Source organism: Chryseobacterium sp. TB1-D10 (genome assembly GCF_059803555.1).
Window position 1 is genome coordinate 16,948 of the sequence record NZ_JAPFHB010000008.1, and the last position, 26,987, is coordinate 43,934.

23 protein-coding genes are annotated in these 26,987 nt (G+C 37.0%); 11 read left to right on the forward strand and 12 right to left on the reverse strand.

The features are described 5' to 3' along the window. Nucleotide 1 precedes the first annotated feature (1 nt). Both OPU68_RS11830 and OPU68_RS11835 read left to right on the forward strand, forming a co-directional pair. On the forward strand, nucleotides 2-1,195 hold the full coding sequence (locus tag OPU68_RS11830) for an MFS transporter (protein ID WP_498474195.1): 1,194 nt from the start codon (nucleotides 2-4) through the stop codon (nucleotides 1,193-1,195). Between the two features lie 3 nt (nucleotides 1,196-1,198). Then, a complete protein-coding gene (locus OPU68_RS11835; protein ID WP_498474196.1) occupies nucleotides 1,199-1,942 on the forward strand; it encodes a dienelactone hydrolase family protein in 744 nt (247 codons plus the stop codon). 55 nt (nucleotides 1,943-1,997) lie between these two features. Here the strand turns inward: OPU68_RS11835 and OPU68_RS11840 are convergent, their stop codons facing one another. Continuing rightward, the gene (locus OPU68_RS11840) at nucleotides 1,998-3,248 is read right to left on the reverse strand and encodes a CinA family nicotinamide mononucleotide deamidase-related protein (protein WP_498474197.1); all 1,251 of its coding nucleotides are present in this window, start codon (nucleotides 3,246-3,248) and stop codon (nucleotides 1,998-2,000) included. Between the two features lie 93 nt (nucleotides 3,249-3,341). On the opposite strand from OPU68_RS11840, the gene OPU68_RS11845 reads away from it, so the two are divergent. Further along, the gene (locus tag OPU68_RS11845; RefSeq protein WP_498474198.1) at nucleotides 3,342-4,556 is read left to right on the forward strand and encodes a dicarboxylate/amino acid:cation symporter; all 1,215 of its coding nucleotides are present in this window, start codon (nucleotides 3,342-3,344) and stop codon (nucleotides 4,554-4,556) included. 132 nt (nucleotides 4,557-4,688) lie between these two features. Here OPU68_RS11845 and OPU68_RS11850 read toward each other — a convergent pair whose 3' ends face one another. Together OPU68_RS11850 and OPU68_RS11855 are read right to left on the reverse strand one after the other, a co-directional pair. Next, nucleotides 4,689-5,078, reverse strand: a complete 390-nt coding sequence (locus tag OPU68_RS11850; RefSeq protein ID WP_498474199.1) for a DUF779 domain-containing protein — start codon at nucleotides 5,076-5,078, stop codon at nucleotides 4,689-4,691. Between the two features lie 94 nt (nucleotides 5,079-5,172). Beyond that, nucleotides 5,173-6,702 carry an aldehyde dehydrogenase family protein gene (locus tag OPU68_RS11855; RefSeq protein WP_498474200.1) on the reverse strand — a complete coding sequence of 510 codons (1,530 nt, stop codon included), beginning with the start codon at nucleotides 6,700-6,702 and terminating at the stop codon, nucleotides 5,173-5,175. A gap of 206 nt (nucleotides 6,703-6,908) precedes the next feature. Between OPU68_RS11855 and OPU68_RS11860 the strand changes: the two genes are divergently transcribed. Continuing rightward, nucleotides 6,909-7,826, forward strand: coding sequence for an AraC family transcriptional regulator (locus tag OPU68_RS11860; RefSeq protein ID WP_498474201.1), 918 nt, complete (start codon nucleotides 6,909-6,911; stop codon nucleotides 7,824-7,826). Nucleotides 7,827-7,996: 170 nt separating this feature from the next. Here the strand turns inward: OPU68_RS11860 and OPU68_RS11865 are convergent, their stop codons facing one another. Then, nucleotides 7,997-9,328 carry a hydroxymethylglutaryl-CoA synthase family protein gene (locus OPU68_RS11865; RefSeq protein WP_498474202.1) on the reverse strand — a complete coding sequence of 444 codons (1,332 nt, stop codon included), beginning with the start codon at nucleotides 9,326-9,328 and terminating at the stop codon, nucleotides 7,997-7,999. 169 nt (nucleotides 9,329-9,497) lie between these two features. Further along, entirely contained in the window at nucleotides 9,498-10,841 is a 1,344-nt protein-coding gene (locus OPU68_RS11870; RefSeq protein WP_498474203.1) for an ammonium transporter, read from the reverse strand. Between the two features lie 161 nt (nucleotides 10,842-11,002). Between OPU68_RS11870 and OPU68_RS11875 the strand changes: the two genes are divergently transcribed. After that, complete coding sequence (locus OPU68_RS11875; RefSeq protein ID WP_498474204.1) at nucleotides 11,003-11,191, forward strand: hypothetical protein; 189 nt, start codon at nucleotides 11,003-11,005, stop codon at nucleotides 11,189-11,191. A gap of 35 nt (nucleotides 11,192-11,226) precedes the next feature. Here OPU68_RS11875 and lipA read toward each other — a convergent pair whose 3' ends face one another. Together lipA and OPU68_RS11885 are read right to left on the reverse strand one after the other, a co-directional pair. Continuing rightward, a complete protein-coding gene (lipA, locus tag OPU68_RS11880) occupies nucleotides 11,227-12,096 on the reverse strand; it encodes a lipoyl synthase (protein WP_498474205.1) in 870 nt (289 codons plus the stop codon). A 13-nt stretch (nucleotides 12,097-12,109) separates the two neighbouring features. After that, entirely contained in the window at nucleotides 12,110-12,667 is a 558-nt protein-coding gene (locus OPU68_RS11885; protein ID WP_028121887.1) for an RNA polymerase sigma factor, read from the reverse strand. Nucleotides 12,668-12,867: 200 nt separating this feature from the next. On the opposite strand from OPU68_RS11885, the gene dapF reads away from it, so the two are divergent. The 3 genes from dapF to OPU68_RS11900 all read left to right on the forward strand — a co-directional run bounded on the left by dapF (nucleotide 12,868) and on the right by OPU68_RS11900 (nucleotide 17,283). Then, entirely contained in the window at nucleotides 12,868-13,644 is a 777-nt protein-coding gene (gene dapF / locus OPU68_RS11890) for a diaminopimelate epimerase (RefSeq protein ID WP_498474206.1), read from the forward strand. Between the two features lie 71 nt (nucleotides 13,645-13,715). Further along, nucleotides 13,716-14,741 carry an endolytic transglycosylase MltG gene (mltG, locus tag OPU68_RS11895; protein ID WP_498474207.1) on the forward strand — a complete coding sequence of 342 codons (1,026 nt, stop codon included), beginning with the start codon at nucleotides 13,716-13,718 and terminating at the stop codon, nucleotides 14,739-14,741. A 28-nt stretch (nucleotides 14,742-14,769) separates the two neighbouring features. Then, nucleotides 14,770-17,283, forward strand: coding sequence for a TonB-dependent receptor domain-containing protein (locus tag OPU68_RS11900; RefSeq protein ID WP_498474208.1), 2,514 nt, complete (start codon nucleotides 14,770-14,772; stop codon nucleotides 17,281-17,283). A 338-nt stretch (nucleotides 17,284-17,621) separates the two neighbouring features. On the opposite strand, the gene OPU68_RS11905 is transcribed toward OPU68_RS11900, so the two are convergent. From OPU68_RS11905 to OPU68_RS11920, 4 genes are all read right to left on the reverse strand, one after another. Continuing rightward, nucleotides 17,622-18,827, reverse strand: coding sequence for an efflux RND transporter periplasmic adaptor subunit (locus tag OPU68_RS11905; protein WP_498474209.1), 1,206 nt, complete (start codon nucleotides 18,825-18,827; stop codon nucleotides 17,622-17,624). A 138-nt stretch (nucleotides 18,828-18,965) separates the two neighbouring features. Further along, nucleotides 18,966-20,234, reverse strand: coding sequence for an ABC transporter permease (locus tag OPU68_RS11910; RefSeq protein ID WP_498474210.1), 1,269 nt, complete (start codon nucleotides 20,232-20,234; stop codon nucleotides 18,966-18,968). A 34-nt stretch (nucleotides 20,235-20,268) separates the two neighbouring features. Continuing rightward, on the reverse strand, nucleotides 20,269-21,498 hold the full coding sequence (locus OPU68_RS11915; protein ID WP_498474211.1) for an ABC transporter permease: 1,230 nt from the start codon (nucleotides 21,496-21,498) through the stop codon (nucleotides 20,269-20,271). 47 nt (nucleotides 21,499-21,545) lie between these two features. Continuing rightward, nucleotides 21,546-22,235, reverse strand: coding sequence for an ABC transporter ATP-binding protein (locus tag OPU68_RS11920; RefSeq protein WP_498474410.1), 690 nt, complete (start codon nucleotides 22,233-22,235; stop codon nucleotides 21,546-21,548). A gap of 171 nt (nucleotides 22,236-22,406) precedes the next feature. Here OPU68_RS11920 and OPU68_RS11925 point away from each other — a divergent pair, with 171 nt between their 5' ends. From OPU68_RS11925 to OPU68_RS11935, 3 genes are all read left to right on the forward strand, one after another. Further along, complete coding sequence (locus tag OPU68_RS11925) at nucleotides 22,407-23,753, forward strand: TolC family protein (protein ID WP_498474212.1); 1,347 nt, start codon at nucleotides 22,407-22,409, stop codon at nucleotides 23,751-23,753. A 124-nt stretch (nucleotides 23,754-23,877) separates the two neighbouring features. Next, nucleotides 23,878-24,507, forward strand: coding sequence for an NUDIX hydrolase (locus OPU68_RS11930; RefSeq protein ID WP_498474213.1), 630 nt, complete (start codon nucleotides 23,878-23,880; stop codon nucleotides 24,505-24,507). 101 nt (nucleotides 24,508-24,608) lie between these two features. Further along, on the forward strand, nucleotides 24,609-25,400 hold the full coding sequence (locus tag OPU68_RS11935) for a lysophospholipid acyltransferase family protein (protein ID WP_498474214.1): 792 nt from the start codon (nucleotides 24,609-24,611) through the stop codon (nucleotides 25,398-25,400). A gap of 68 nt (nucleotides 25,401-25,468) precedes the next feature. On the opposite strand, the gene fabV is transcribed toward OPU68_RS11935, so the two are convergent. Continuing rightward, the gene (gene fabV, locus OPU68_RS11940; protein WP_498474215.1) at nucleotides 25,469-26,671 is read right to left on the reverse strand and encodes an enoyl-ACP reductase FabV; all 1,203 of its coding nucleotides are present in this window, start codon (nucleotides 26,669-26,671) and stop codon (nucleotides 25,469-25,471) included. Nucleotides 26,672-26,987: the final 316 nt, after the last annotated feature.

Here is a 26,987-nt window from a genome sequence, read left to right on the forward strand (position 1 = left end):
GATGTCAGAAGTGCAATCACAACTTGGCAAAGGTCAGGTTCTTGGAATGGCTGTTGTCGCGGGAATTAGCGTTTCAAATATTTATTTTGCTCAGCCAATTCTCCATCAAATCGCTGAAAGTTTTGGTGTTCCTGAAAGTAAAATGGGAATAATGGTAGGTCTTGGACAAGTTGGTTATGGCGCTGGACTTTTAACCTTGGTTCCGCTGGGCGACAAGGTTGATAGGAAAAAATTAATATTGACTTTACTGGGAACTTTATTCTTTGTCTTAATTGCAATCGGGTTGGTTTCCAATTATTACTTCATCTTTTTATTCAGTTTATTGTTGGGATTGACGGCGGTCGCGGCTCAGGTTATCTTGCCAATGGCGGCGGAATTATCAGGCAACGAAAAAGGAAAAAATGTCGGGATTATTTTCACTGGAATTCTTGTCGGAATATTGATGGCAAGGGTTTTCAGTGGATATATTTCGGAATGGAGCAGTTGGAAAATGGTGTATTATCTTTCGGCTGGATTCACGGTTTTCTCTTTGGCTTTTGTCTATTTCAAATTGCCGAGTGTAAAACCGACGTTCAAAGAATCTTATTTTAAATTGATTTCGTCTTCGTTTTATCAATTAAAGCGATTTCCACAATTGCGGTTTATGGCTTTACTTGGCGGAATTGCGTTTGCGGTATTTTGCTCTTTCTGGACGACTTTGACATTTTTATTAGTTGAAAGACCTTACAATTACAGTTCGGACACGATTGGACTTTTCGGAATGTTGGGAATTGCTGGTGCCTTGGTTGCGCCATTGATTGGTAAAGCTTCTGACAAAGGCGATTCCAGATACACACAATTGATTGCAAGTGTCATCTTGTTAATAGGCTCAGTTGTAATTTTTCTGTTTCCAAGTTATTTAACTTCAATTATTATCGCCGTTATTTTCATTGATGTTGGCGTTCAGTCCATCCAAGTCACGAATGTTGCATTGATTTACAGACTTGATGAAAAAGCGAACAGCAGAATCAACACGATTTATATGACTTCTTACTTTGTTGGTGGCGCTTTGGGAACTTTCATTGGGCTCAAATGCTGGGAACTTGGTGGTTGGCATTATGTTGGAATTCAACTCGTGGTATTCAGTTTAGTTGTACTTTTAATGAATCTAATGAACGTCATCAAGCAGAAGAAAATTAATCAAACAAAATCTTAAAATATGAAACTTTCACTCACATTATTCGCTGTGTTCCTCGGAATGCAACTTACATTAGCCCAAAAATTAAAATCCGTTGCTTACCAGGACGGCACTCAAAAATTAAACGGATTAGTTACTTCCAACGCAGGAAAGAAACTTCCAGGAGTTCTGATATTACCAGCATGGAAAGGCATCGATGATGAGGCAAAAAATACAGCACTTGAATTAGAAAAACAAGGCTACATCGCTTTCGTCGCAGATATTTATGGTGAAGGAAATATTCCTGCTGATAACGCAGCTGCTGCAAAAATCGCCGGAACTTACAAACAGGATTACAAAGCTTATCAACAAAGAATTTCTGTCGCATTAGAAGAACTGAAAAAGCAAGGCGCAAACCCTGAAAAAATTGCTGTCATCGGTTATTGTTTCGGTGGAACTGGCGCTTTGGAAACGGCAAGAGCTGGATTCCCAGTTGCTGGCGTTGTTTCTATTCACGGCGGTTTGGCAAAAGGAAATGACAGACTAAATGTTCCCATCAAAACCAAAGTACTTGTAGAAAATCCTGCAGACGACGAAAGTGTAAAACCAGAAGATATGACCAATCTGATTGCGGAATTTAAAGCCGGAAAAACAGATTTTCAAATCATCACTTACGCCAATTCCAAACATACTTTCACCAGTCCGGAATCTCCGGATTATAATGAAGTAATGGCGAAACGTGCTTGGAATCACACGTTGACTTTCCTTAAAGAAATTTTAAAATAGAAGTCAGACTTTAGATATTAGAAGTTAGAAAGACAGCCATCAAAGCTGTCTTTTTTTATTTTTTGATAATTAATGAAACGATATCCTGTAACACTTTCTGAGACACGAAGTTCATAAAGTCAATCCTTTCCAGATGTGGAAGAAAAAGCTTTGAAGTCGTTTCTTCATTACCAATTCTGATGGTATAAAAAACGGTTCCTATATCTTTCCCATCCTCGCCTTTTCCTGGGCCGGCAACACCTGTGGTAGAAATCGCAATATGAGTTTTGAAAAGATTCTGGCAACCTTTTGCCATTTCCGAAGCCACTTGTTCACTCACAACCGTGAATTCCTCAATAGTTTTTGGATTGACATTAAGAATATCGATTTTTTTATCTGTGGCATAAGTCACTATACCGCCAAAGAAATATTTTGAACTTCCTGCGACTGACGTGATAAGTTTTGACAATTCTCCTCCAGTACAACTTTCCGACACAGATAAAGTTAAATTTTTATCGATGAGCAATTCGCTTAGGATTTTCTCGATTTTATCTTCGTGTGTGGCGATGATGTTTTCTCCGATGATTGGAATTAATTTTTGAATCTCAGTTTCCAATTCCTGCTCTAAAATTTCCTGAGCACTTCCCGAAGCGGTCAATCTTAATTTCACCCTTGTTCCAATTGGTAAATAAGACAACGCGATATGTTTGGGTAAAGCCAATTCCCAACTTTCAATATTTTCTGAGAGAATACTTTCCGGAACATCCACAACAGAAACGATTCTCGTCACAATGTGGTCTAATGATAATTTTTCTTTCAAAAATGGTATAATCTGGTCTTTTACCAAAGGTTTCACTTCGTAAGGAACACCTGGCAAACTGAAACAAAAAGTTCCATTTTTCTCCAAAACCATACAAGGCGCAGTTCCGAAATGATTAAGGAAAACCTCCGCTTTTGATAAAATAACAGCCTGGTCTTTGTTATGTTCCAAGATCCAAAGTCGGTTTCTTTTTTCGAGGTAAGCTCGCAAATGTTCGTAAACTTTATCAGAAAAAACCAATTCGTCTTGGAAAAACTCAGCGTACGCTTTCTTGGTAATATCATCTTTGGTCGGGCCCAATCCGCCAGTCGTGAAAACCACATCTGCCATCTCAAATGCTTTTCCCAACGTCGAAACAATTGCACTTTCATCATCTGGAATGGTGAAGATGGAAGTCACTTTCACACCAATTTCTTTGAGTTGTGTGGCAATGAAATTGGAATTGGTATCCACGGTATTTCCAGAGAGAATTTCATCTCCGATTGTGATTAGAACGGCTGTTTTCATAAGAGCAAATTTCGGGAATAATTCAATTCTAAAATTAAGTTTTTAAATAAAATTCCAAACATTTTTATAATTATCTTTGATTAAAATTGAGGAATGAAACCATCTTTCTGGAAAAACTACAGCAACATCATCCTGCTCCTTATCGGAATTTTCATCGGAAGCCTCGTGGGAATTTTCATGCCTGATTTTGTCGTTTACCTAAAACCAATCGGTGACATTTTCCTCAACCTTCTTTTCGTTACGGTAATTCCGCTCGTATTCTTTGCAATTGTTTCAGCTATTTCAGGCATTGAACAGCAGAATCAATTGGGAAAAATCATCGGCACAATGGTTTTGACTTTCCTCAGTTTCATCTTGATTTCCGCCACGTTTTGCATTGTGATGGTTTATCTTTTTCCTACAGAAACACCTAGCAATATTCACGAAGCCATCACAGAAAACCTGCAGTCTGAAACCAATATCAACGACCAAATCGTAGGATTCTTCACCGTCAGTGAGTTTTATCATTTATTCTCAAGACAAAATATGCTGGCACTTTTGGTCTTTTCTTTTTTGGTCGGGATTTCCATTAGAAAATCTGGCGAAATGGGAAAGGTTTTTCAAAACTTCATCCTCTCCGGAAACGAAGTGATGAAACAGCTTTTGCTATTAATTATGAAAGTCGCACCTATCGGATTAGGCGCTTATTTCGCCTACCAAGTAGGAACTATTGGACCTCAGCTTTTCGGATTTTACGCAAAACCTTTAGGACTTTATTATATTGCCGGAACTATTTATTTCATCCTATTCTTCAGTTTATATGCCTTCGTTTGGAAAGGTGGAAAAGGCTTGAAAGCTTTTTGGAAAGAAAGTCTTTTGCCAACAGCAACTGCCATCAGCACTTGTAGCAGTTTAGCAACAATGCCAGTAGCCATCGAGGCTGCTAAAAGAATGGGCGTTCCCGCATCCATCGCAAACGTTGTTATTCCGATTGGAACTACGATTCACAAAAACGGTTCCTCCATTTCATCCATCATCAAAATTTATGTCGCATTCCAACTCCTGGGCTGGAATTTCTTTGAACCAATGAATCTCATAATGGCTCTCGGCATCACCGTTTTCGTCAGCGCAGTAGCTGGCGGAATTCCGAATGGTGGCTATATCGGTGAAATGTTGATGATTTCGGTTTACAAAATCCCGCCCGATGTCGTTCCAGCGGTTATTATCATCGGAACTTTGGTGGATCCATTGGCGACGGTTCTGAATTCCGTTGGAAACATTTTGGCATCGATGATTGTCTCAAAGTTCGTAAAAGTAGAAACCGTCTGAATTTTTAGGAGCTATTTCCCGCTATTCACTATATCTTTTTTGCTTTCAGAACTTTTGGTCTTCGAAAGAAAGTTGGTACAAAAAGCAAAAAAGGATGCCGTTCCTATCGGGGCTATGTCACGATTCTAAAATCTATTCACTTCGCTTTATAGGTTCCAAATTTTCCAATTCTTCCGCCGTGAAAAGTCTGTAATGAACCTTGAATGTCTTTCCCAAAGGCGTTTCCAAAGAAAATCCGCCCGGACCCCAACCATCCAAAACATCCAACGTAAAATGTGCATATTTCCAATATTCGAAAAGGTCGCGGTCTAGCCAAAATTCAAATCCATTGATGGTGCCGATCATTGCGTCATTCATCCTCGGAAAATAGCCGCCTTTTTCGAAACATTGTGGTTGCGTACCTTCGCAACAGCCTCCAGCTTGGTAAAACATCAGTTCGCCGTGTTTTTTCTCGAGTTTCCAAATGACTTCCATCGCCTCGTCGGTTACGGAAAGTCTTGAGATTTTATCTTTAGTTTCCATTTTTTTATTTTAAAGTTAAACAAAACCCGGCGAAAAATTCTACCGGGTTCAGAGTATTTACAGGTCTATATACTTTAATTAAAACAACATTATCTTAGAAGAAGCCTAATTTGTTCTTGTTGTAAGAGATCAGCATATTTTTGGTTTGGCGGTAATGATCCAGCATCATTTTATGATTCTCTCTACCAATCCCCGACTGCTTGTAACCCCCAAAAGGCGCACCAGCAGGATAAGCGTGGTATTGATTGACCCAAACTCTACCCGCTTCTACGTGTCTCGGGATATTATATAATTGATGGGCGTCACGCGTCCAAACACCTGCTCCAAGACCATAGATTGTGTCATTTGCAATCTCCAAAGCTTCCGCTTCATCTTTGAAAGTCGTGAAAGCCACAACTGGTCCGAAAATCTCTTCCTGGAAGATTCTCATTCTGTTGTTTCCTTTGAAGATGGTTGGTTTGATGTAGTATCCTTCTTCCAGACCTTCAATCTCGTTTACGTCACCACCAGTAAGGACTTCCGCACCTTCTTCTTTCCCCAATTTCAGGTAACCCATAATTTTATCTTTCTGGATTTTTGAAGCCTGAGCGCCCATCATTACGGTTTTGTCCAATGGATTTCCGATTTTGATAGCCTCAGTTCTTTCAATCACTTTTGCAATGAAAGCGTCTGCGATATCTTCCTGAACCAACAATCTCGAAGGACAAGTACAAATCTCACCTTGATTTAAGGCAAACATTACTGCGCCTTCTACGGCTTTATCAAGAAACTCATCGTCAGCATCCATTACTGAATTGAAGAAAATGTTAGGTGATTTACCTCCCAATTCCAAAGTTACCGGGATGATATTTTCTGTCGCATATTGCATCACCATTCGTCCAGTTACAGTAGAACCTGTGAAGGCTGCCTTATTGACTTTCGGATTCGTAACCAATGCTCTTCCTAATTCCGCTCCGAAACCATTGACGATGTTCACGACTCCTGCCGGAAGCAAGTCGCCAATCAATTCCATCAAAACCATAATAGATATCGGTGTACTTTCTGCTGGCTTCAAAACCACGCAATTACCTGCGGCCAAAGCTGGAGCGAGTTTCCAAACCGCCATTAGGATTGGGAAGTTCCAGGGAATAATTTGTGCAATCACACCAAGTGGCTCGTGAACAATCAATGAAACGGTGTCTTTGTCCAACTCATTGTGAGAACCCTCTTCTGCTCTAATTACTGATGCAAAATATCTGAAATGGTCAATAGCCAAAGGAATATCGGCTGCCAAAGTTTCTCTCACAGCTTTACCATTATCAATTGTTTCTACTGTTGCGATGTATTCCAGGTTTTGCTCGATTCTGTCAGCGATTTTATTTAGAATGATGCTTCGTTCTGTTGCGGAAGTATATTTCCAGGTTTTGAAAGCTTCTGCTGCAGCGTTGACTGCGTTTTCCAAATCTTCTTTGTTGGAATGTACAGCTTGTGTAAAAACTTGTCCGTTAATCGGAGAAATAACATCGAAATACTGTCCGCCTGCTGACGGCACAAATTTTCCGCCGATGTAATTATCATATTTAGCTTTGAATTCAGGCCAGGCCAAAGTGGTTGAGTTTTGTTTTTGTTCTGCTGTTGTACTCATAATAATATTTTATTTTATTAATACCGAATTAATATTTGATTAAGGCTAAGTTAATTCTGTATTTAATAAAGATTATAGCACAATCGTCTAAAAAAACTGTAAAATCCTATTTTTATAATACTTTATTGTTCATTAACAAAAATTGTGACTGAGATTAATTTTAAAATATTATATTTGATAAACAAGAAGTTATAAATCTTGAATCTATGAATTCAAATCATTTTCAACTTAACAAACCCAGCCTGACGCACGAAAACCGACTGAATACTTTGGTAGAAAATCAAACCAAGTTCAGTTTAAATAATTGTGAATTCAGTATTTATGAAACGCACAAGGCGGCTTACGATGTGAAACTGCATTTTGAGCATTTGGCGTTTACGGGAATGTTGCGAGGAAGGAAATGGATGAAGCTTCAGGACAAAAGCAATTACTTCGAATATCTTCCAGGAGAAAGTGTTTTAGTAGCACCGGGCGAAACAATGGTCATCGATTTTCCGGATGCAGATGAGCAGCCTTCGCAATGTGTTTCTTTAACTTTGAATCCGGAATTTGTTCAGGAATCGCTGGATCATTTGAACTTCAATGCAACGAAAGTGGATGATTCTTCGAAATGGAATATTTCTCTGGATGAGTTTTATTTGCTTAACAGTAAAGCTTTGGCTTCAGCGACAAACAATATTATGAGGATTGCGATGGACGATAATTCGCATAAAGATGTGATTGCTGATTTTGCTTTGAAGGAATTATTGATAAGGCTAATGCAAACTCAAGCGAGAAACTTGGTTGAGAAAAATACTTTGAAGAATCAATCAAGAATTGGTTTTGTTGCAGATTTTATCAAGAAGAATCTTCATCAGAAATTATCCATCGATGTGATTGCAAAAATGGCTTACGTCAGCAAATCGAATTTCTTCAAAATGTTCAAACAGGAATTAGGACTTTCTCCTAATGAGTTTATCATCCAAGAGAGAATCAAGAAAGCGAAGGAATTATTGAGCCAGCAGAATTCGGTGAGCGAAACTGCTTTCAGTACTGGATTTTCTGACACGAATTATTTCATCCGTGTTTTCAAACAAATGGAAGGTGTAACACCGAAAATCTTTCAGAACAAAAAATTAATTTGAAGTTAGTAGTTAGTTATAGATATTTCAAAAGAGAACGAGCAGAAATTTCTGCTCGTTTTCGATTTTAGGTTTAGACTAGATGATTTAATGATTAATTATAGTGTCACTCCTACGGAGCTCAAATTCCGTTGCATAATTGTTTGCTACAAACATTTCACTCCTACGGAGTTTTATTTTTGATAACTGTAATATCTCGCACCCTTTAAAACTGGACTTTCTTTCTCAATCTTTGTCAATCCAAAACCTTTGTAATTTTGATTAACCGATGAATCTAATTGTTTACGGTGTAACTTTTCGTAAGTTTCAAAATCGATTGGCAATCTGTTTTTCAGTTCCTCAAAAAGGTTCCATTTTTCTACGACAGATTTCCATTCTGGGGAAACTTTGCCGACGAAAACTTTTGATTTGGAACCGCTTCCGTAAGCTAAGAAACCGATTTCTTTTTCTGATAAATCTTCATTTTCATTGAACGAAGTTTGCAAAGCTGAAAGTAAAGCCATAAAAATAGAAGCTGTGTACATATTTCCAATCTCGGAAGATGCGCGTTGAGATTTCTCAATTTTTTCATTAATGAAATTGATGTAGTCTTCGGATTTTGCGATGGCTTTTTGTTTCTCTGCATCAGAATAATCTAGATGATTTTCTAAACTATAAATCTCAGTAAAAACTCTTTTCCCATGGAAAGCGTAAGGCAAATGGAAAATCAAATATCGCCAATCTTCGTAAGGCCTTACGGTAAAAGTCTGGTCTTTGTAATGCTCATAGGCTTCACGGATTCTGTCCTGATAACACTGATTGGAATATTGACCATCGAAAACCGGCTCGTCTGTAAAAACTTCAATTTTATCAGGGAAATTTTCCGGAGCAGCTGGAAAATTATCTTTTGAAAAATGACGTCTTGGTTTGAAGAAATCGAAAACGCTTTCTGTGGCAACGCCCCAATTGTTATCAATTTCAATTAATTTTGGATTGGCTGAAACCAGTAAAGCTACCGCACCACCGCCTTGTGTATATTCTCCAGATGAAGCCAACTCGTATTTTGCATAATCACTGGCGATTACAACAGCTTTTTTTGTAGGATTTGCTCTTACAAAATCTAACGAATTATGAAGTGCATCAACTGCTCCAACACAGGCAAAAGTCATATCAACAACGTCACAATTTTTAAAACTTCTTGCACCAAATTCTTCGGTTAAGAATTCTTCTACCATTTGAACAGCGTAAGTTGCTGTTGGTTTTGCGGAGTCCAAAGCACTTTCAGTTCCGAGATAAACTCTGGAAATCTCTTTCGGATTGAGATTATAATCCTGAATCAATTTGAGTAAAGCTTCTGCTGCGAAAGTGGCGGAATCTTCGTGAACATCCGGTAAAGCCATTTTGTGCAGACCCAAACCTTTTTCCAATTTTGCCTGTTCTATTCCTCTTTTCTCAGCAAGGTCCTTGATTTCTAAATATAAAGAAGGCACATAAAAACTGGCCGCATCAACTCCGAATTTCGTCATTTTAAAAATTTTAAGACACGAATTTAGAGATTTTCCGGCGGATTTTGGGTGTGTCTTGGGGAGAAATTTATCATTAATCTCAAGTTAAATTCAATCAATGAAAAACCCCATCAATATTAATTAATGAGGTTTTCTTCATATCAAAATCAAAAATGCACTACTGCATTAATTATGCAAAACTTTCATCGTGTTGAGAAAGATCCAAACCGATGTTTTCGGAATCTTCTGCAACTCTCAATGGGATTATCATATCAGTTAATTTATACAATACTAATGAGCCTAAGAATGTAAATGCAGAAACCAAAACCAAAGCCATCATGTGATGCGCAAACACACCAAAACCGCCGTGAAGCAGACTTGCGTTCTCTCCTTGAGCCAAAATCGCTGTTAGAATCATTCCCATAATTCCGCCAACACCGTGACAAGCGAAGACATCCAAGGTATCGTCCACTTTTTTCAGACGTTTCCAGTTGCACATCAGATTTGAAACAATTGCTGAAATAAATCCTATAAAAATAGCGTGAGGAAGCGTCACGAAACCTGCAGCCGGCGTAATAGCGACTAAACCTACAACGGCTCCGATACAAGCGCCTAAAGCGGAAACTTTTCTTCCATTAACTCTGTCAAAAAATATCCATGATAACATTGCTGTTCCGGACGCAATCGTCGTTGTTCCGAAAGCCATCGCAGCAGTTGCATTGGCCGCCAAAGCCGAACCCGCATTGAAACCAAACCAGCCAAACCAAAGCATTCCGGTTCCAAGAATTACAAATGGAATATTCGAAGGCTCGTGGTGTGGATTTTTTCTTTTGCCGATCATCATTGCTCCTGCTAAAGCCGCAAATCCTGCACTCATGTGAACCACTGTTCCACCTGCGAAATCCTTTACGCCAAAATATTTATTCAATAATCCGTCCGGGTGCCAAACCATATGACACAATGGTGTGTAAATGATTATACTGAATAAAACCATAAATAATAAATAGGAAATAAATCTTACACGTTCTGCAAAAGAACCTGTGATCAGGGCTGGCGTGATGACCGCAAATTTCATTTGGAACAATGCAAAAAGAACAAACGGAATCGTAGAAGCCATTTTACTATGAGGCAAAACGCCAACGTTGTTGAAAAACATGTAAGTTGTTGGATTCCCTATCAATCCGTAATGTTCGCCATTGACTGTGATTCCAATAGATTCTCCAAAAGACAAACTGAATCCCACAACAACCCAAACAATACTAATCACTCCCAAAGCAATAAAACTCTGGAGCATTGTAGAGATCATATTCTTCTTCCCGACCATTCCGCCGTAAAAAAATGAAAGTCCTGGCGTCATCAATAAAACCAAACCGGACGAAGCTAAAATCCACGCAACGTCTGCTCCTACAATACTATCTTCCCCAAGAAAAGTTCCAGGTAAGGGTGAAGAAATCTGCTCCGGCCAGAAAAGTGCTGCGATGGAAATGATACTAATTATTACAAAAGAAATGATCCAACGTTTCTCGATTTTCATTTTTAAAATTTTAACCCTGCAAATATATGGGGTTAATTTCAAAAATCACATATTTAAACAATGAAACCCTAATAATTTTTGTAGATAATAAATTAGTATTGTTAAAATTATTTAAATAATAATCAGGCACTGGATTTGCAATACACTAAAAAAATCAAGCTATGAGATCAGACATTCCAAAAACAGACAGCGAAACCAACAAAGGTCCTATGATTGCAATTATAGTAGTTGTAGCATTATTCCTTTTAGGATATTTTGCCTATATGATGTTCATCCCGCAACAAGTGGAAAATATGAACAAAACCGAAAACATACAGCCGGTAGAACAAAAAGTAAAAGACTCCATATAGGAGTCTTTTTTTATTTTTAAATCTGATTTTAAATATTAGTGAATATGCTTCTCAGCGTGATAGGAACTTCTTACCAAAGGCGAACTTTCTACGTGGCGGAAACCTAAATTTCTTGCAAAATCACCATATTCATCAAATTGTTCCGGTGTGATAAAACTTTTCACAGGAAGATGTTTTTTAGTCGGCTGAAGATATTGCCCCATTGTAATGACGTCAACATTTGCATTTCTAATGTCTTCAATTGTTTGGAAAACCTCATCTCTGGTTTCACCTAAACCTAACATTACACCAGTTTTTGTACGATTTTGTCCAGCTTCTTTCAAATATCTTAAAACTTCAAGACTTCTTTCATATTTTGCCTGGATTCTCACTTCTCTTGTCAGACGTTTTACGGTTTCCATATTGTGAGAAATTACTTCCGGTGCCACTTCTACCATTCTGTCAAGATGTTTTGTAATGCCTTGAAAATCCGGAATCAAAGTTTCCATTGTAGTTCCAGGAGAAATCCTACGAACTGCATTTACGGTTTCACCCCAAAGGATTGATCCCATATCTTTCAAATCATCACGGTCAACCGAAGTTAGAACAGCGTGTTTGATTTTCATTAATTTGATAGAACGTGCTACTTTTTCCGGTTCGTCCCAGTTGACATCCAAGGGTTTTCCGGTTTTCACACCGCAAAATCCACAGCTTCTGGTACAGATATTTCCAAGGATCATAAAAGTTGCTGTTCCCTCGCCCCAGCATTCGCCCATATTCGGGCAGCTTCCGCTTTGGCAGATCGTGTTCAGCTTATATTTATCTACCAAATGTCTGAGTTCGCGGTAATTCTTACCAGTCGGTAATTTTACGCGGATCCATTTTGGTTTTTGAATGGCTGTATCTTGTTGAATTAAATCCTCCATTTTGATCTTAAATTTAAAAATCGGTTTCGTCTTCTTTTAATAATTCGGCCAAGATCTTTTTGGCGCGCATTATTCTCACTTTTGTATTGGCAACAGAAAGATTAAGTTCTTCTGCTATTTCTTTGATGCTTTTTTCCTCAAAAAACCGGAGACGGATAATATCCTGATTTTTAGCATCCATTGTTTCTATAATTTTGATGATCTTTTGCTGGTCTTCCTCCGATATTAATAATTCCTCGGGAGATCTTGCAAATTCATTTTTAACGTCTTGTAAATTAGCGTTCGGGTCTTCATTTTCCCGACTTCGTTTTCTCCAGAAATCAATAATCGTGTTTTGTGCGATTGTAAGAATCCAGGTTTTGAACTGAAAACTGGGATCGAAAAGATCCAATTTATTCAGCACTTTTGAAAATACCGAAACTGTGATCTCATCCGCATCATTTTCATCTTTCACTTTGTTCATCACAAAAGAAAACACGTCTACCCAAAAAGAATTAATGAGTTGTGTCTGAGCCTTTTGATCTTTATCCCTGGCTTTTATGATGAGTGTAAGTAACTGATCTTCTTTCATTTTTTCGACGAACAAAGATAGGTATAATAATTAAAAAAATTCAACATTGAGAGATTGAGAGATTCTATAATTAATGAGCATTTTAGATTTAATTTAAAATAACATTTATCAAGATGAGGTTATCTTTAAAATAAGTAATTTTACAGGCTTAATTTTTGCAACAGAAAAATAATTAAAAGATTAATATTCAGAAATTTAAAATGAATAAACATATAAAATTTTATAAATACCAGGGAACAGGAAACGATTTTGTAATGATCGACAACAGAGATCTGGAATTCCCAAAAAGCACAGAACTCATAGAGAAGCTCTGCGACAGACGTTTCGGAATTGGTGGAGACGGTTTGATTCTCCTTGAAAATGATAAAAAATCGGACTTCAAAATGGTGTATTACAATTCCGATGGGAACGAAAGTACAATGTGCGGAAACGGCGGACGTTGTATTGTTGCATTTGCTCACTTCCTTGATATTTTCGAAGATAAAACGACGTTTGACGCGATTGACGGACTTCACAAAGCGGAGATCAAAAATGGAATTGTGAAACTTAAAATGATCGATGTAAATAACATCACTACTGACGGAAATGACTTTGTCCTTAACACTGGTTCGCCACATTATGTGAAGTATGTGGAAATGTTAAATAATTATAATGTTTTCAAAAATGGTAACGAAATACGAAATTCTGAAACTTATAAGAAAGAAGGAATCAATGTCAACTTCGTGGAAGCTGTTTCTGATAAAGAATTGTTTGTAAGAACTTATGAGCGTGGCGTAGAAGACGAAACCTATAGTTGTGGAACGGGCGTTACTGCTGCAGCTTTAACTTTTATGGATAAAAACAATCAAACTTCTGTCGGAGTCAAGGTTTTGGGAGGAAAACTAAAAGTTTATGCCTACAAAAATGGTGAAGAATTTAATAATATCTGGCTGGAAGGACCTGCAATTCAGGTTTTTAGCGGGAATATTTTTATTTAATTATTAATATAAACGTAACCATTGAAACATTTCGGAATGTAAGATTCCTCTTTTCTTTTTACTAATAAACTATGAAAAAAACAATTCTTATAATTTTTGCTGCGATCTTTTTGATTCTTGCGTTTTTCGGAGTCAGATTTTACAGCAAATATGTTGGAAACAATGTGGAAAAAGAAGGTTTCGTTCTGATTCCGCACAATGCAAAACCTCAGCAAATTATAGATTCGATTTCTCTTTACCTTAAGGACAAGGATAATTTCACGAGTATCGCGGAAGACAAAAAACTTGTTGAAAATTATAAACCAGGACGTTATGAATTGAAGTCCGGAATGAATAACCGTGAAATCGTGAATATGATTTTGGCTGGAAATCAAACCCCTAATTCTTTCCGAATCAAGGACTTTGATGATGTTTATCAAATGATTGGACGAGTTTCTAAGAAAACAGAGATCGATTCGACGAAATTTGCGAATCAATTAAATGAAATCGCAGTCAGCAAAGGTTACAGAAATGCAGAAGATCTCAAAAAATATTTCTTCAATAACACTTATGATTTCTTCTGGACAGTAACACCGAAAGAATTCTTTGAGAAATTCGAAAATGACTATAAAGATTTCTGGACTGCTGATAGAATTGCTAAAGAAAAAAAATCAGGACTTACCAGAGATCAGATTTACGCTTTAGCTTCCATTGTTTACAAAGAATCCGGCGGAAAACCAGATGAGCAGAAAACGATAGCAGGACTTTACTTGAATCGTTATAAAAAAGGAATGAAACTGCAAAGTGACCCAACTGTGATCTACGCTGTAAAGCAGGCGAGCAACTTTCATAAAGTCATCAAAAGGGTTTATTACAAAGATCTGAAAACGCCATCTGCTTACAATACTTATGCAAATAAGGGAATTCCGCCGGGGCCAATCTGTATTGTGGATAAGAATTCTCTGAATGCGGTTTTGGATGCAGAAAACAACAATTACATTTTTATGTGCGCCGATCCTGCGAGATTTGGCTATCATAAATTTACCGATAATGATGCGGAACATGCCATCAATGCGAAAGCCTACCAAGACTGGCTGAACAAAAAAGATATAAAATAAATGGAGCAACGGCTCAAAAATAAATAGAATGAAAAGAACGGAAATTGTAAGTGTATTTCAAAAGAGAGCTTTTGGTCTCGCCCTCACGATAGGAGCAGCCAGTTTTGTGATGGCACAGCAAAAAGTAAATATTACAGGGAATGTGAAAGATGCAAACGGCGCAATCGGCTATGCCTCTGTAACTTTCAAAAACCAACAAAATTCACAATTAAGCGATGCGGCACTGGCAGATGCAGATGGAAATTACAAACTCGAATTGGCGCCCGGAAGCTATGATGTGACTATTGAGGCTGTAGACTACAAAAAATTCACACAAACAATCCGAGTTGAAAAAGCCGGACCAATTGCACCTTTTGTGATTGTTTCCAATGGAAAAGCCAACCTGAACAACACAACGGAAATCCAGGGAGTTGTAATCACTGCTGCTTCTACAAAACCTTACAAAGTTGAGCTGGATAAGAAGACTTATGATGTAAAAAGTGATCTTACAGCTGTTGGAGGCAATCTGCAGGATGTTTTGCAAAATGTACCTTCAGTTTCTGTAGATACTGACGGAACGGTTTCCATGAGAGGTAGTTCAAATGTGAGATTTTTAATCAATGGAAAACCTTCCGCTCTACTCGGAATAGATGATGGTGCCAACGCATTACAGGCGATTCCTGCAGATCAAATCGACAGAATTGAAGTAATTACCAATCCTTCCGCAAAATATGATGCTTCAGGAACTGCGGGTATCCTTAATATTATTCTTAAGAAAACAACCAAGCTGGGTTTTAATGGAAGTGTAATTGGAACTTTAGGTTATTTACCAAAAACCAATCTTAATACCAACCTAAGCTGGAAAAAAGGAAATTGGAGCTGGTTCCTAAATGGCGGCGGTGGATATCAGGAAAATAAAAATACAAACAGATCAACCACAAATTACACTTCCGGAGATTTATTATCTTTTAACCAAAACAGTATCAGTGAGTCCAAAAACAACAATTATAACGCAAATCTGGGAGTTGTATATGATGTTTCACCGAATACATCGATCAACTTAAGTGGTAATATCAGAACTTTTGAAAATGAAAGTACTAATCCAATAAATTACATTAATTATAACAGAGACGGAAGTGTAGATTTTACAACTAGAAATGCAGTTGGTAGAAACACGAATACCGGAATGCAGGGAGACTTCGGGCTTGATCACAAATTTGATGATAAAGGCCAAAATATTTCAGTTTCATTGAGTCTTCAAAGCAATCAATCTAGTAACGATTCTAATATAACAGCTACTGATAATAACATTTTCAGCTCACTAACAACTTCTAAAACCAAGACAGAAAATAAATCTGTAATTGCTAAATTGGATTATGAGTTGCCAATTGGAGAAAACTCATTATTCAATGCTGGTTACAGACTAGATCATAATAATAATGACTACGATTTCTTTACGCAAAGACAACTTGCCGACGAATCCAATCCATCTGTTTTAGGAAGATTTACCGGTCCTTCAAACTACACCGAAACCTTCAATGCGTTTTATCTTCAGTTCAAAAGTAAAATTGGTGCATTTTCATATCAGGTTGGTTTAAGAGACGAACTTTCCAACGTTAGTTTTAACTACCCTACCAGAAATCTCTTACAGCCAGATCTTGATACAGGACTGACTACCGATAAAAAGAAAAATTATAACAATCTTTTTCCAAGTGTTTTCTTCAGTTATGATTTTTCAAAGAATAATCAGATTTTGCTGAACTATTCCAGAAGAATAGATAGACCAAGATCGTTTTTCTTAATTCCTATTTCTTCTCCCAATGATGTAAGAAACGTTTTCCAGGGAAATCCTGATCTGAATCCTTCATACATCGATTCATTTGAATTTGGATATAATCTTTCGAAAAGTAAATTCACTATTAATCCAACTTTATATTATCGAAAGGAAAAAGACAATATTCAATTTGCAATTATTCAGGACATAACAGATCCGGGAGCTTTTACTTTGGGACCTAACAATGTTGGAGGTGAAGACCGTTACGGTTTGGATTTCAATGGAACTTATGACCCTTTCCCTTGGTGGAAAATGATGGGAAATATTGATTTATTCGGATACAGAACAAGAGGAGATCTTTTTATAAATAATGTGTTTGTACAGTCTTACAATGGTGACGGTTTTTCTTCCAGAGCAAGATTAGCCAATACTTTTAAATTTGATAAAACTTTCAGCGTCCAGATTCAATCTAATTTTAGAGGTGGACAGAAGAATGCAAGTCAAAATCAGAAATCTATTTATTTCTTTAATCTTGGTGCTACAAAGACAATCTGGAATGGGAACGGAACTTTGGCTTTCAATATTCAGGATATTTTTAATACCAGAGCAAGAGAAGCTACCAATTACGGTCCGAATTATACAAGAGATATGTATATGCAATGGAATCCAAGACAGTTTTCTCTTTCATTAACTTATCGTTTCAAACAAGGCGACAAAGTGGAACAGCCAAAGCGTAAGCAGGACATCAACTCCAACAGCAACGGTGGTGATGATATGCCGCCAATGTAATGCTTAGAATAATAATTAAAATGCTGCAAATAATCTTGCAGCATTTTTTTTGAGATCTATTCAACATAATTTATTATTTTTAAAACAAACAAATGAAACTAATAACAATGTAATACGCGAAAGATCATTGTGAAGGATGTCAAATGGAAAGTCAATCTTTATCAGAATATATAGGTAAAACGTATGATGTCCTACATCTCAAAAAAAGTAATGGTTCTGATGTTTCTTATTATTTTTACATTAATTATTTTTATGGTAAATGGTAAATCTCAATCAATAAAAATCCGTCTCGCTATGAAAACGAGACGGATCTTTTTTAACAATTATAATTTAAAGGTCTATTTCTTTTTGTCTTTCAGCTCTTCTTTGTCTTTGTCAGAAGGGTTCCAGACTTTTACTTCAGCATTTTTATCGATTCCTGAAAGGATCTGAACGTTGATTCCGTCGCTTGAACCTAACTTCACATACACTTTTTTGAAGCTTCCATTCGGCTGTTTCACTTCTACAAAAGATTTATCTTTTCCGCCGGCCGCTTTTTCATACTGAATCAGCGACTCATCCAAAAGTAAGGCATTTTTATGAGAACTCAATAAGATCTCGCCATTTGCACTGAATCCAGCACGGATATATTCTCCCGTTTTGTTGTAAACATCACCTTCTACAGCAAATTTGATCGTTCCACTTTCTTCAGTTCCTTTAGGAGCAATTAAAGTTAATTTTCCAGGGAAAGTTTTGTTCTGCAAAGCGCCGATTACGACATTCATATCCATCCCTTGTTTAAGTTTTCCGGCCTGAGCTTCATCAATATCACCTTTGAAAATCAACGAATTAAGATCTGCAATAGAACAAATCGTTGTTCCGGCATTGAAAGAGTTAGCTTCGATTACCTGACTACCCACTTTCACAGGAATTTCCAAAACCGTTCCTGCCGCTTTTGCACGGATCTGCGTGGTTGCCATACTCTGAAGTTCCGGTGTTGCTCCTGTTCTTACAATCTGTAATTGTTTCTGCGCCGCATTCAAGCTTTGAACCGCCAATTTCTGTTGTTGAATCGTAGTTTGCAGCTGTTGTTCAGCTGTAATATATTCCTGTTTAGAAATTACACCTTGTTTGTACAGCTTCGCCTGCATTTCGTACTGCTTCTGCTGATTTTGGACATTCACTTTTGCATTCGTCAATTGAATCTGTGAATTGCTGACCTGCATTGTTGCATTATTAACTTCCGTGATATTCGGTACAATTCTGATGGTTGCAATCAATTGTCCGGCCTGCACTTTATCGCCTTCGTCCACATTGATAGTCTGGATAATTCCGGCGATATTTGGTTTGATTTCAATCTCTTCGCGAGGTTCGATTTTTCCGGTTGCCATTACTTTGTCATCCAGATTCTGGATCGTTGCTTTTCTTGTGAGAAACACTTCATTTTCCCCGGAATTGGATTTGATAAGATAGCCGATTCCGCCAACCAAAGCCGCAACGAAAAGTAATCCTAAAAATATGGATAATGCTTTTTTGAATGTAAATTTCTTTTTTTCCTTTTCCATTATGTAGAAATATAGTTTGTTTTTGTTTTAATATTAAAAAAATTAAATGATTAAATGATTAAATGATTAAATGATTAAATGATTAAATGATTAAATTATTAAAAGATTATTTATTATTAATCATTTTTAATCAATAATTTATTCTGATCTCAATGCTTCGATTGGTCGTATTTTCACCGCTCTTTGTGCTGGAATCAATCCAATGATTAGTCCAAGGAAAATCATAATTCCCATTGCAGAAAATACGTTTCCGTAATCTACCGTTGGATTAGAGAAAGGAAAAGCATCGTTGTTCATCGTCAATATATTAAGAATAATGAGCAGGAAAATGCCCGATAAAAACCCCAACAATCCCGATGATAAAGTAATCACAACGCTTTCCAACAAAATCTGATTCCGTACTTCTGCCGGCTTTGCGCCTAAAGCTCTTCTGATTCCTATTTCTTTTGTTCTTTCTTTTACTGTAATCAATAGGATATTCGAAATGGCGATAACACCAGCCAAAATCGTCAATGTTCCTACTGTAATCGTCAGAAGCTGCATTCCCGTAAGAAATCCTGTCACTTTTTTGAATTCCTTAGCGAGATTAAAACTCCCAAACGCATTCGTATCTTCCGGAGAAACGTGATTGATTTTTTTAAGTTCATCTTTCACTTTTGTTTCTACAACGGCCGCTTCTGCATTTGGTTTACCAACGATCGCAAAAAAACCAACTTTATCACCTTCGTTATACATTCCGGAATAGGTTGAAAATGGAATATAAGCCGATTGGTCATTCTCCATTCCGCCACCTCTTGGAACACGGAAAACGCCTATTACATTAAAAAATATACCTTTTAAGTTGACAGATTTCCCAATCGGATTTTCATTTTTCTTGGCATCGAAAAGGTTTTTATAAATCTCCTCTCCTATTACGATTACATTCTTTTTGGACTGGATATCGGCATCATTAATATATCTTCCAAACAGTAATTTCTTCTTGGAAATCTTATTACCAACCGGGAAATCGCCCGTAATCATATAAGTGTTCTTCTTTCCGTTTCGTGAAATCTGATCACCAGGTGTTCCGAAATTTCCTCTCACACTCTGAGGTGAGATATAATCCACTTCAGGAACTTTCTTGGTTATATATTCGATATCTTTTAAGTGAAGATCCATTTTTCTGCCTTTCGCAAAGCCTTCATAAGGAATATTGGTACTTTGTGGCCAAAGAAAAATCGAGTTGGTTGCGAAACCTGAAAATAACTTATTAAATCCATTTTCCATTCCATTCGCAGCACCTAACAAACTCACATACAAAAACATACCCCATCCTACACCTATCATCGTAAGAAACGTTCTGAGCTTATTATTCCGAAGGGAATAATAAATCTCCTGCCAGGTATCTCTTTTGAAAATTATATTCATTTTAGTTGATCGTCATTAGGATTTAATTAATTCTTTAGTCAGTTCTAAGTGCTTCAATAGGTTTTATTTTCGAAGCTTTGTAAGCCGGAACAAATCCCGCAATCGCACCTGAAAAAACCAGACAGAAAAATGCCGCAGCAATCAATCCCCAGCCTACGGAAGGTTCTGTGATGAAGTAATCTTCAAGGTTATTTCCTATCAGTTTTAAAGCTAAAACGCCAAGTCCGACACCAACAAATCCGGAAATTACTGTAATCACAATACTTTCCTGAAGAATTAGAGCAACAATTCCTCTTGGTTTTGCGCCAATTGCTTTCCTCACGCCTATTTCCTTGGTTCTCTCCTTGATGATATAAACCATGATATTACTGATTCCAATAATTCCCGCAAGCAATGTCCCAAGTCCGATGAATCCTACAACTGCTGTAATTACAAACAGGAAAGCAAAAGAATCCTCTGTGTTTTTAGCATTATTATTGACTCTTATTCCCTGCTGATCGTCCGGCGATATTTTGTGTCTTGCCCTGATATTTTTTTCCAGTTCATTTCCATATTTTACACCTTCTGCGGGCGTCATCTTTGGATTATAGGAAAGCATTACGCTGCTGATTGTATCGGAACTTTTCTTCATCTGCTGAAGTGTAGAAAGCGGAATCGAAACATGCCGCTCGTCCCAGTCACCTCCAGGATCTGAAAAAACACCCACAACTTTGAACATCGTTCCGTTGATTTCCAGATCTTTTCCAATCGGACTTCCGTCGCGGATCATATCGCGCCAAACCATTCTTCCGATGGAGGCTACGTTTTGTTTAAGTTCATTATCTCTTTCTGTGATGTATCGGCCATCGATCATTGTTCGGTTCTCAAGGAATTTTTCGTCTCCTAAAACACCGTTTACCTGGTAGGTTCCGCTTTCTTTACCATATTTGATCATCAAAGAGGTTTGATACCTCGGTGAAGCATATTCTAATTTACCTTCACTTTCTTTGACAATAGCATCAAAATCATCATTATTAAAAGTAATATTCCTGTCCGACTGCAAACCTGCGTAAGGAAGAGTTGTCTTACCTCCCCAAATCATAATCAGATTGGTTGCATCTCTAGTAAATGCTTTCGCAAATGAATTATTAAGACCATTGCCAATCCCAAACAACACAATGAAAATGAACAGACCAAGCGCCACCGTAAACCCGGAAAGCACCGTCCGCAATACATTACTGCGAATGGAACTAAATATCTCTTGCCAGCGGTCTAAATCAAACATTTTTTTGAATTGTTAATTATGAATTGTTAATGATAAATTCTTTAAATCTATAATACTATTTGCTTAATGAACTCGTCACTTTCTATTCTGCCGTCTTTCAGGACAACGTTTCTTTTTGTTTGTGCAGCAACATCGGGTTCGTGCGTTACGACAACAATTGTTTTTCCTTCATTATTAATATCCTGAAGCAGCTTCATAATATCGTGCGTTGTTTTGGAATCTAAAGCTCCGGTAGGTTCATCGGCAAGAATTAATTTCGGGTCTGATATTAATGCTCTTGCAATCGCAACTCTTTGTTTTTGACCTCCGGAAAGTTCACTTGGAAGGTGTTCTGCCCATTCTCTCAATCCTACTTTTTCCAGATATTCGAGTGCTTTTTTAGTTCTTTCTTTTCTGGAAACATTTTGATAATACAATGGAAGCGCAACATTTTCCAGTGCCGTTTTATAATTAATCAAATTAAATGACTGAAAAATAAATCCAATGAAACGGCTTCTGTATTCCGCTGCTTTTACTTCTGTGAGATGTTTGATAGGAAATCCATCAAGTTCATAAATCCCATTATCAGCTTCGTCCAAGATTCCAATAATATTAAGCAAAGTTGATTTTCCGGAACCGGAACTTCCCATAATAGAAACAAACTCGCCTTGGTTGATATTAAGATTAATACCTTTCAGGACGTGAAGTTTGCTCTTACCTGTGTCGTAAGATTTGTTGACATCTTCTATTTTGAGAATCGGATGAGACATTGTCTGGATTTTACATATAAGTAAACCCCATTGAGTAATTGTTACAGTTCCGAAAAAAATATTTTGAATTTTTAATTTAATTAAAGTTTGAAAAAAAATTAATAGATCTCCGTAACATTTTTACAATTCCGAAGTCTTATTGTATATAATTTTTCTTTTATGCTTAAAAAAGTTTTTTGTATTTCGCTTTTGTCTATTGGAGTTTTGGGATTTTCTCAGAAGAAATGGACGATTCAGGAATGTGTGGATTATGCGATCAAAAATAATCTTCAGGTTCAGGCGCAGGCTTTCAACAAAGATGTGCAGGCAAAAAACCTTGAAATGGCAAAAAGAGAATATCTTCCTTCGGTTTCCGGAACTTTTTCTAACAGCGCAAGTTTTGGAAATTCGCAGTTCGTCAATACAACTGTTAGAAACGACAACTTTAATAACAACGCAAATGTCGGCGCTAGTATCTTGGTTTACAACAACGGAAGATTAGAAAAAACAATTCGCAAAACAGGATTTGATGTTGATGCAAGTCTGCAGGATATTGAAACGATTAAAAATAATATTGCATTACAAATCGCTCAGCAATATCTGTCTGTAATGCTGAACAGAGAAATCAAAAAAATCTCAGAAAGCGCGATGGAAAATGCACAAAAACTTTACGACAGAGCAAAAATCACAACCGATGTCGGAACAACTGCACAAACGGTTTTGGCGGAAGCAACTGCCTCTCTTGCGAGAGAAAAACAGAATGTAAAGACAGCTCAGATCAATGTGGACAAAGCTTTGTTTGCAATGGCTCAGCTTTTACAGCTTCAGGATTATAAAACTTTTGATGTTGTAGATATTCCTGTTCCTGATGAATTGACACCACAAACAGAAACCGTAGATGAAGTGCTTAATATTGCTTACGGATCTCAGCCTGTCATAAAAGCTGCCGAAATAAGAATAAAAGCAGCGGAAGCACAAACCGAAGTTATAAGAACCAATTTCTGGCCAACTATTACAGCAACTGCCGGAATTGGAACGCTTTACAATAATCAATTATATACCGATAACTTGAACTATGGACAGTTACCTTATATAAAAGAGCACAGCTTCACACAACAGTATAAAGATAACTTTGGTCAACAAGTGGGTATTAATGCCAATATTCCGATCTTCAATAAAGGAAATACAAAACGGCAAGTTGAGCAGACTAAAATCAATGAATTGATTGCTAAAAATAATCTGGAACAGCAAAAATTCCAGTTGAAACAGGATATTCAGCAGGCTCAGTTCAATGCAGATTCCAATTATGAAATTTATATTTCTGCAATGGAAGCTGAGAGAAGTACAAAATTGGCGCTTGATTTTGCAACAAAAAGTTATGATGCCGGACGATCAACAATTTATGATGTTACAATTGCCAGAAACAATTATGCGAATGCGCAAGGTTCCGTAGCTCAGGCAAAATATAATTATCTGTTCAGCATCAAAGTTTTGGATTTCTATGCAGGACGTGGGATTTCACTTTAAATAAAAATCAATTATAATATTTTAAAGTCGTAAAGTCCATCTTTGCGACTTTTTGTATGCATCAATTATAACTTTTTACGCCTTTACAATAATACATTTTCCAATTTTTCCTTATCTTTGAGAGATGCAGACCTTTGGAAAAGATTTACTCAGAGATATAAAAAATGCGGAATTATTGGGTGAGAATGCACACAAGATCTATTCTCCGCCTTATCGTCCTGTTTACAGTTATCAGGATATTCTTACAAAGAATCCGAAATTTGCAGCCGTTAATATTCTGCTTTATCTTAAAAATAATGAATGGTATTTCCCTCTAATTGTGAGATCTCAAAACGAAAGAGACCGACACAGCGGACAAATTTCTTTGCCAGGCGGAAAAAATGAAAAAGAAGATTTGGACTTCGCTCATACAGCAAAGCGCGAAACATCCGAAGAATTAGGAATCGATGAACATTATGTGAGAATCATACGTGAAATGTCTCCGATTTACATTCCGCCAAGTAATTTTTATGTTCACTCCTTTATTTCTTATACCAAAAAGAATCCTGAGTTTTTCCTTCAGGAAAGTGAAGCTGTGGAATTGATAGAATTTCCAATCTCCTCATTATTAAGTCTTCCCGACCAACCAAAAAATATGGTTTTGCCTTCAACAAATGGTGCTGAAGTTCCAGTCATTGATTTTAATGGCTCCATTATCTGGGGCGCTACCTCAATGATACTCAGTGAATTCAGTAACTTATTAAAAAATGTTTAGTTTTGCATCAATTCCTTGGTTTAGGAATGATAATTGGTTTTATTAATTTCAATAAAAATTATTGATTATTAGTTCAATATCTTAAGTCTAATTAAATATCAATGGCGAAAAAAAATATTTTTACCGATTCTTTTGGAAATATCTACATTTTGAAAAGAGTGATTATTTTCATTCTTGGCGTAGTTTCTTACAGGAGATTCAATGGTTTCAATAAACTTAATATTACAGGAACCGAAAATCTTTCCGATTTGCCAGACAGCAATGTGCTTTTTGTTTCCAATCATCAGACTTACTTTGCTGATGTTGCTGCAATGTATCACGCATTTTGTGCCGTAAATAACGGGTATCATAATACGATCAAAAATCCGGTTTACCTTCTGAATCCAAAAGTCGATTTCTATTACGTTGCAGCAGAAGAAACGATGAATAAAGGAATTTTGTCAAGAATTTTTAAAATAGCCGGTGCAATTACAGTCAAAAGAACCTGGCGTGCCGAAGGTAAAAATGTCAACAGAATGGTCGACCTTAGTGAGATAGAAAATATTATGAAAGCTCTTGATAATGGCTGGGTAATTACGTTCCCACAAGGTACAACTTCTGCTTATGCACAAGGAAGAAAGGGAACGGCGAAACTTATTAAAAATCAAAGACCAACTGTAATTCCTATTAAAATTAATGGTTTCAGAAGAGCATTTGATAAAAAAGGGTTGAAAATAAAAGTGATTGGTGTGAAGCCTACAATGGAATTCAAGCCTGCTTTGGAAATAGATTACGACAATGAATCAGCAACGGAAATCCTGGACAAAATAATGCACGCTATCGAGCAAACTCCTGAACATAATCTGCTTCACGATTATGATATAAAGCAAAAAGAAATTAAATCTCAACAATAAAAAACGGCTACTTTTCAGTAGCCGTTTTTGTTTTATAATATTTTTAATTAAAGTCTAAACTCTAACTTCTAAGCTTCAATACTTGGAACTTGTACGTTCTCATTAGCATCTTTTTCATAATCGATCCCATCTACTTCGAATCCGAAAAGGTTGAAGAATTCTTTTCTGTAACCAGCGATATCACTGATGTCAGAAAGGTTTTCAGTGGTGATTTCTTTCCACAATCTATCAACTTCTGCCTGCACATCGTCTGCCATTTCCAAATCGTCGATTCTGATTCTGCCTGCTTCATCCAAAGTAACATTTCCGTCTTCGGTATATAATCTATCTGCGAAAAGTCTTTGGATTTGCTCGATTGTACCTTCGTGTGTTCCTTTTGCTTTCATCACTTTATAAAGTAAAGAAATGTACAATGGAACCACAGGAATCGCTGAACTGGATTGCGTTACCAAAGCTTTGTTTACAGAAACGTAAGATTTTCCATTAAGATCTTTTAGCAAATCATTTAAAACAGTCACAGTCGCTTCAAGGTCGTTTTTCGCCTGACCGATGGTTCCGTTTCTGTAGATTGGGAAAGTCAATTCAGGGCCGATGTAAGAATAGGCAACCGTTTGAACGCTGTCAGCTAAAACGCCAGCCGCTTTCAAATCTTCTATCCAGAATTTCCAGTCTTCGCCACCCATTACGGCAACAGTGTTTGGAATATCTTCTTCGTTTTCAACCGGAGCAATGGTCACATCGGAAACCACACCTGTATGGAAATCAACCGTTTTGTTGGTGTAAGAATTTCCAATTGGTTTAAGAACAGATGAATGAGCAACGCCTGTTTTTGGATGTGTCCTTCTTGGAGAAGCCAAACTGTAAACAACCAAATCAACCTGACCTAAATCCTTTTTAATTAATTCAATAGTTTGTTTTTTGATATCATCTGAGAATGCATCACCGTTGATGCTTTTTGCATAAAGTCCAGCTTCGTGTGCCTCTTTTTCAAAAGCCGCAGAATTGTACCAGCCTGCTGTTCCCATTTTACCTTCAGAAGCTGGTTTCTCGAAGAAAACACCAACTGTTGCAGCATCAGAACCGAAAGCTGCTGTGATTCTGGAAGAAAGTCCGAAACCTGTGGAAGCACCGATTACCAATACCTTTTTTGGTCCTTTTTTGATAGCACCTTTGGACTTTACATATTCTATTTGATTTTTTACGCTTTGAAGGGCTCCATCCGGATGTGCCGTCAAACATATAAATCCTCTTGTTCTTGGTTGAATAATCATTGTTGAAATTATTTTTAGCATTGCAAATTAAAGAAATTTGAGCAAATAATAAGGAATTTTTGTTTAAAAAGAATATAACAAATTTTGATTTGATGAGCATTAATCAGACTTTACGAATGCATCAATTTTTATTTTGTGCAATCGATTGCGCAATTCGTTATTTTTTTTAATTTTACCGAAGTCAATAAGTTGCATAAAGTAAAAGGTACGATGTTTAATATCTTTTCGAAACACTGACAAGGCTTTTAAGAAAATTTCACAAATTGGAAAAACTTGGATAAATTGACAACTATCGAACCTTGCGAAGCGCAGCGCG

Bases quoted from the DNA above. Each gene is read 5' to 3' on its own strand.
- OPU68_RS11835 (WP_498474196.1), top strand. From the start codon at position 1,199: ATGAAACTTTCACTCACATTATTCGCTGTGTTCCTCGGAATGCAACTT.
- OPU68_RS11915 (WP_498474211.1), bottom strand. From the start codon at position 21,498: ATGTTTGATTTAGACCGCTGGCAAGAGATATTTAGTTCCATTCGCAGT.
- OPU68_RS11930 (WP_498474213.1), top strand. From the start codon at position 23,878: ATGCAGACCTTTGGAAAAGATTTACTCAGAGATATAAAAAATGCGGAA.
- OPU68_RS11870 (WP_498474203.1), bottom strand. From the start codon at position 10,841: ATGAAAATCGAGAAACGTTGGATCATTTCTTTTGTAATAATTAGTATC.
- OPU68_RS11900 (WP_498474208.1), top strand. From the start codon at position 14,770: ATGAAAAGAACGGAAATTGTAAGTGTATTTCAAAAGAGAGCTTTTGGT.
- OPU68_RS11850 (WP_498474199.1), bottom strand. From the start codon at position 5,078: ATGGAAACTAAAGATAAAATCTCAAGACTTTCCGTAACCGACGAGGCG.
- mltG (WP_498474207.1), top strand. From the start codon at position 13,716: ATGAAAAAAACAATTCTTATAATTTTTGCTGCGATCTTTTTGATTCTT.
- OPU68_RS11865 (WP_498474202.1), bottom strand. From the start codon at position 9,328: ATGACGAAATTCGGAGTTGATGCGGCCAGTTTTTATGTGCCTTCTTTA.
- lipA (WP_498474205.1), bottom strand. From the start codon at position 12,096: ATGGAGGATTTAATTCAACAAGATACAGCCATTCAAAAACCAAAATGG.
- OPU68_RS11855 (WP_498474200.1), bottom strand. From the start codon at position 6,702: ATGAGTACAACAGCAGAACAAAAACAAAACTCAACCACTTTGGCCTGG.
- fabV (WP_498474215.1), bottom strand. From the start codon at position 26,671: ATGATTATTCAACCAAGAACAAGAGGATTTATATGTTTGACGGCACAT.
- OPU68_RS11875 (WP_498474204.1), top strand. From the start codon at position 11,003: ATGAGATCAGACATTCCAAAAACAGACAGCGAAACCAACAAAGGTCCT.
- dapF (WP_498474206.1), top strand. From the start codon at position 12,868: ATGAATAAACATATAAAATTTTATAAATACCAGGGAACAGGAAACGAT.
- OPU68_RS11845 (WP_498474198.1), top strand. From the start codon at position 3,342: ATGAAACCATCTTTCTGGAAAAACTACAGCAACATCATCCTGCTCCTT.
- OPU68_RS11910 (WP_498474210.1), bottom strand. From the start codon at position 20,234: ATGAATATAATTTTCAAAAGAGATACCTGGCAGGAGATTTATTATTCC.
- OPU68_RS11840 (WP_498474197.1), bottom strand. From the start codon at position 3,248: ATGAAAACAGCCGTTCTAATCACAATCGGAGATGAAATTCTCTCTGGA.
- OPU68_RS11935 (WP_498474214.1), top strand. From the start codon at position 24,609: ATGGCGAAAAAAAATATTTTTACCGATTCTTTTGGAAATATCTACATT.
- OPU68_RS11830 (WP_498474195.1), top strand. From the start codon at position 2: ATGTCAGAAGTGCAATCACAACTTGGCAAAGGTCAGGTTCTTGGAATG.
- OPU68_RS11885 (WP_028121887.1), bottom strand. From the start codon at position 12,667: ATGAAAGAAGATCAGTTACTTACACTCATCATAAAAGCCAGGGATAAA.
- OPU68_RS11860 (WP_498474201.1), top strand. From the start codon at position 6,909: ATGAATTCAAATCATTTTCAACTTAACAAACCCAGCCTGACGCACGAA.
- OPU68_RS11905 (WP_498474209.1), bottom strand. From the start codon at position 18,827: ATGGAAAAGGAAAAAAAGAAATTTACATTCAAAAAAGCATTATCCATA.
- OPU68_RS11925 (WP_498474212.1), top strand. From the start codon at position 22,407: ATGCTTAAAAAAGTTTTTTGTATTTCGCTTTTGTCTATTGGAGTTTTG.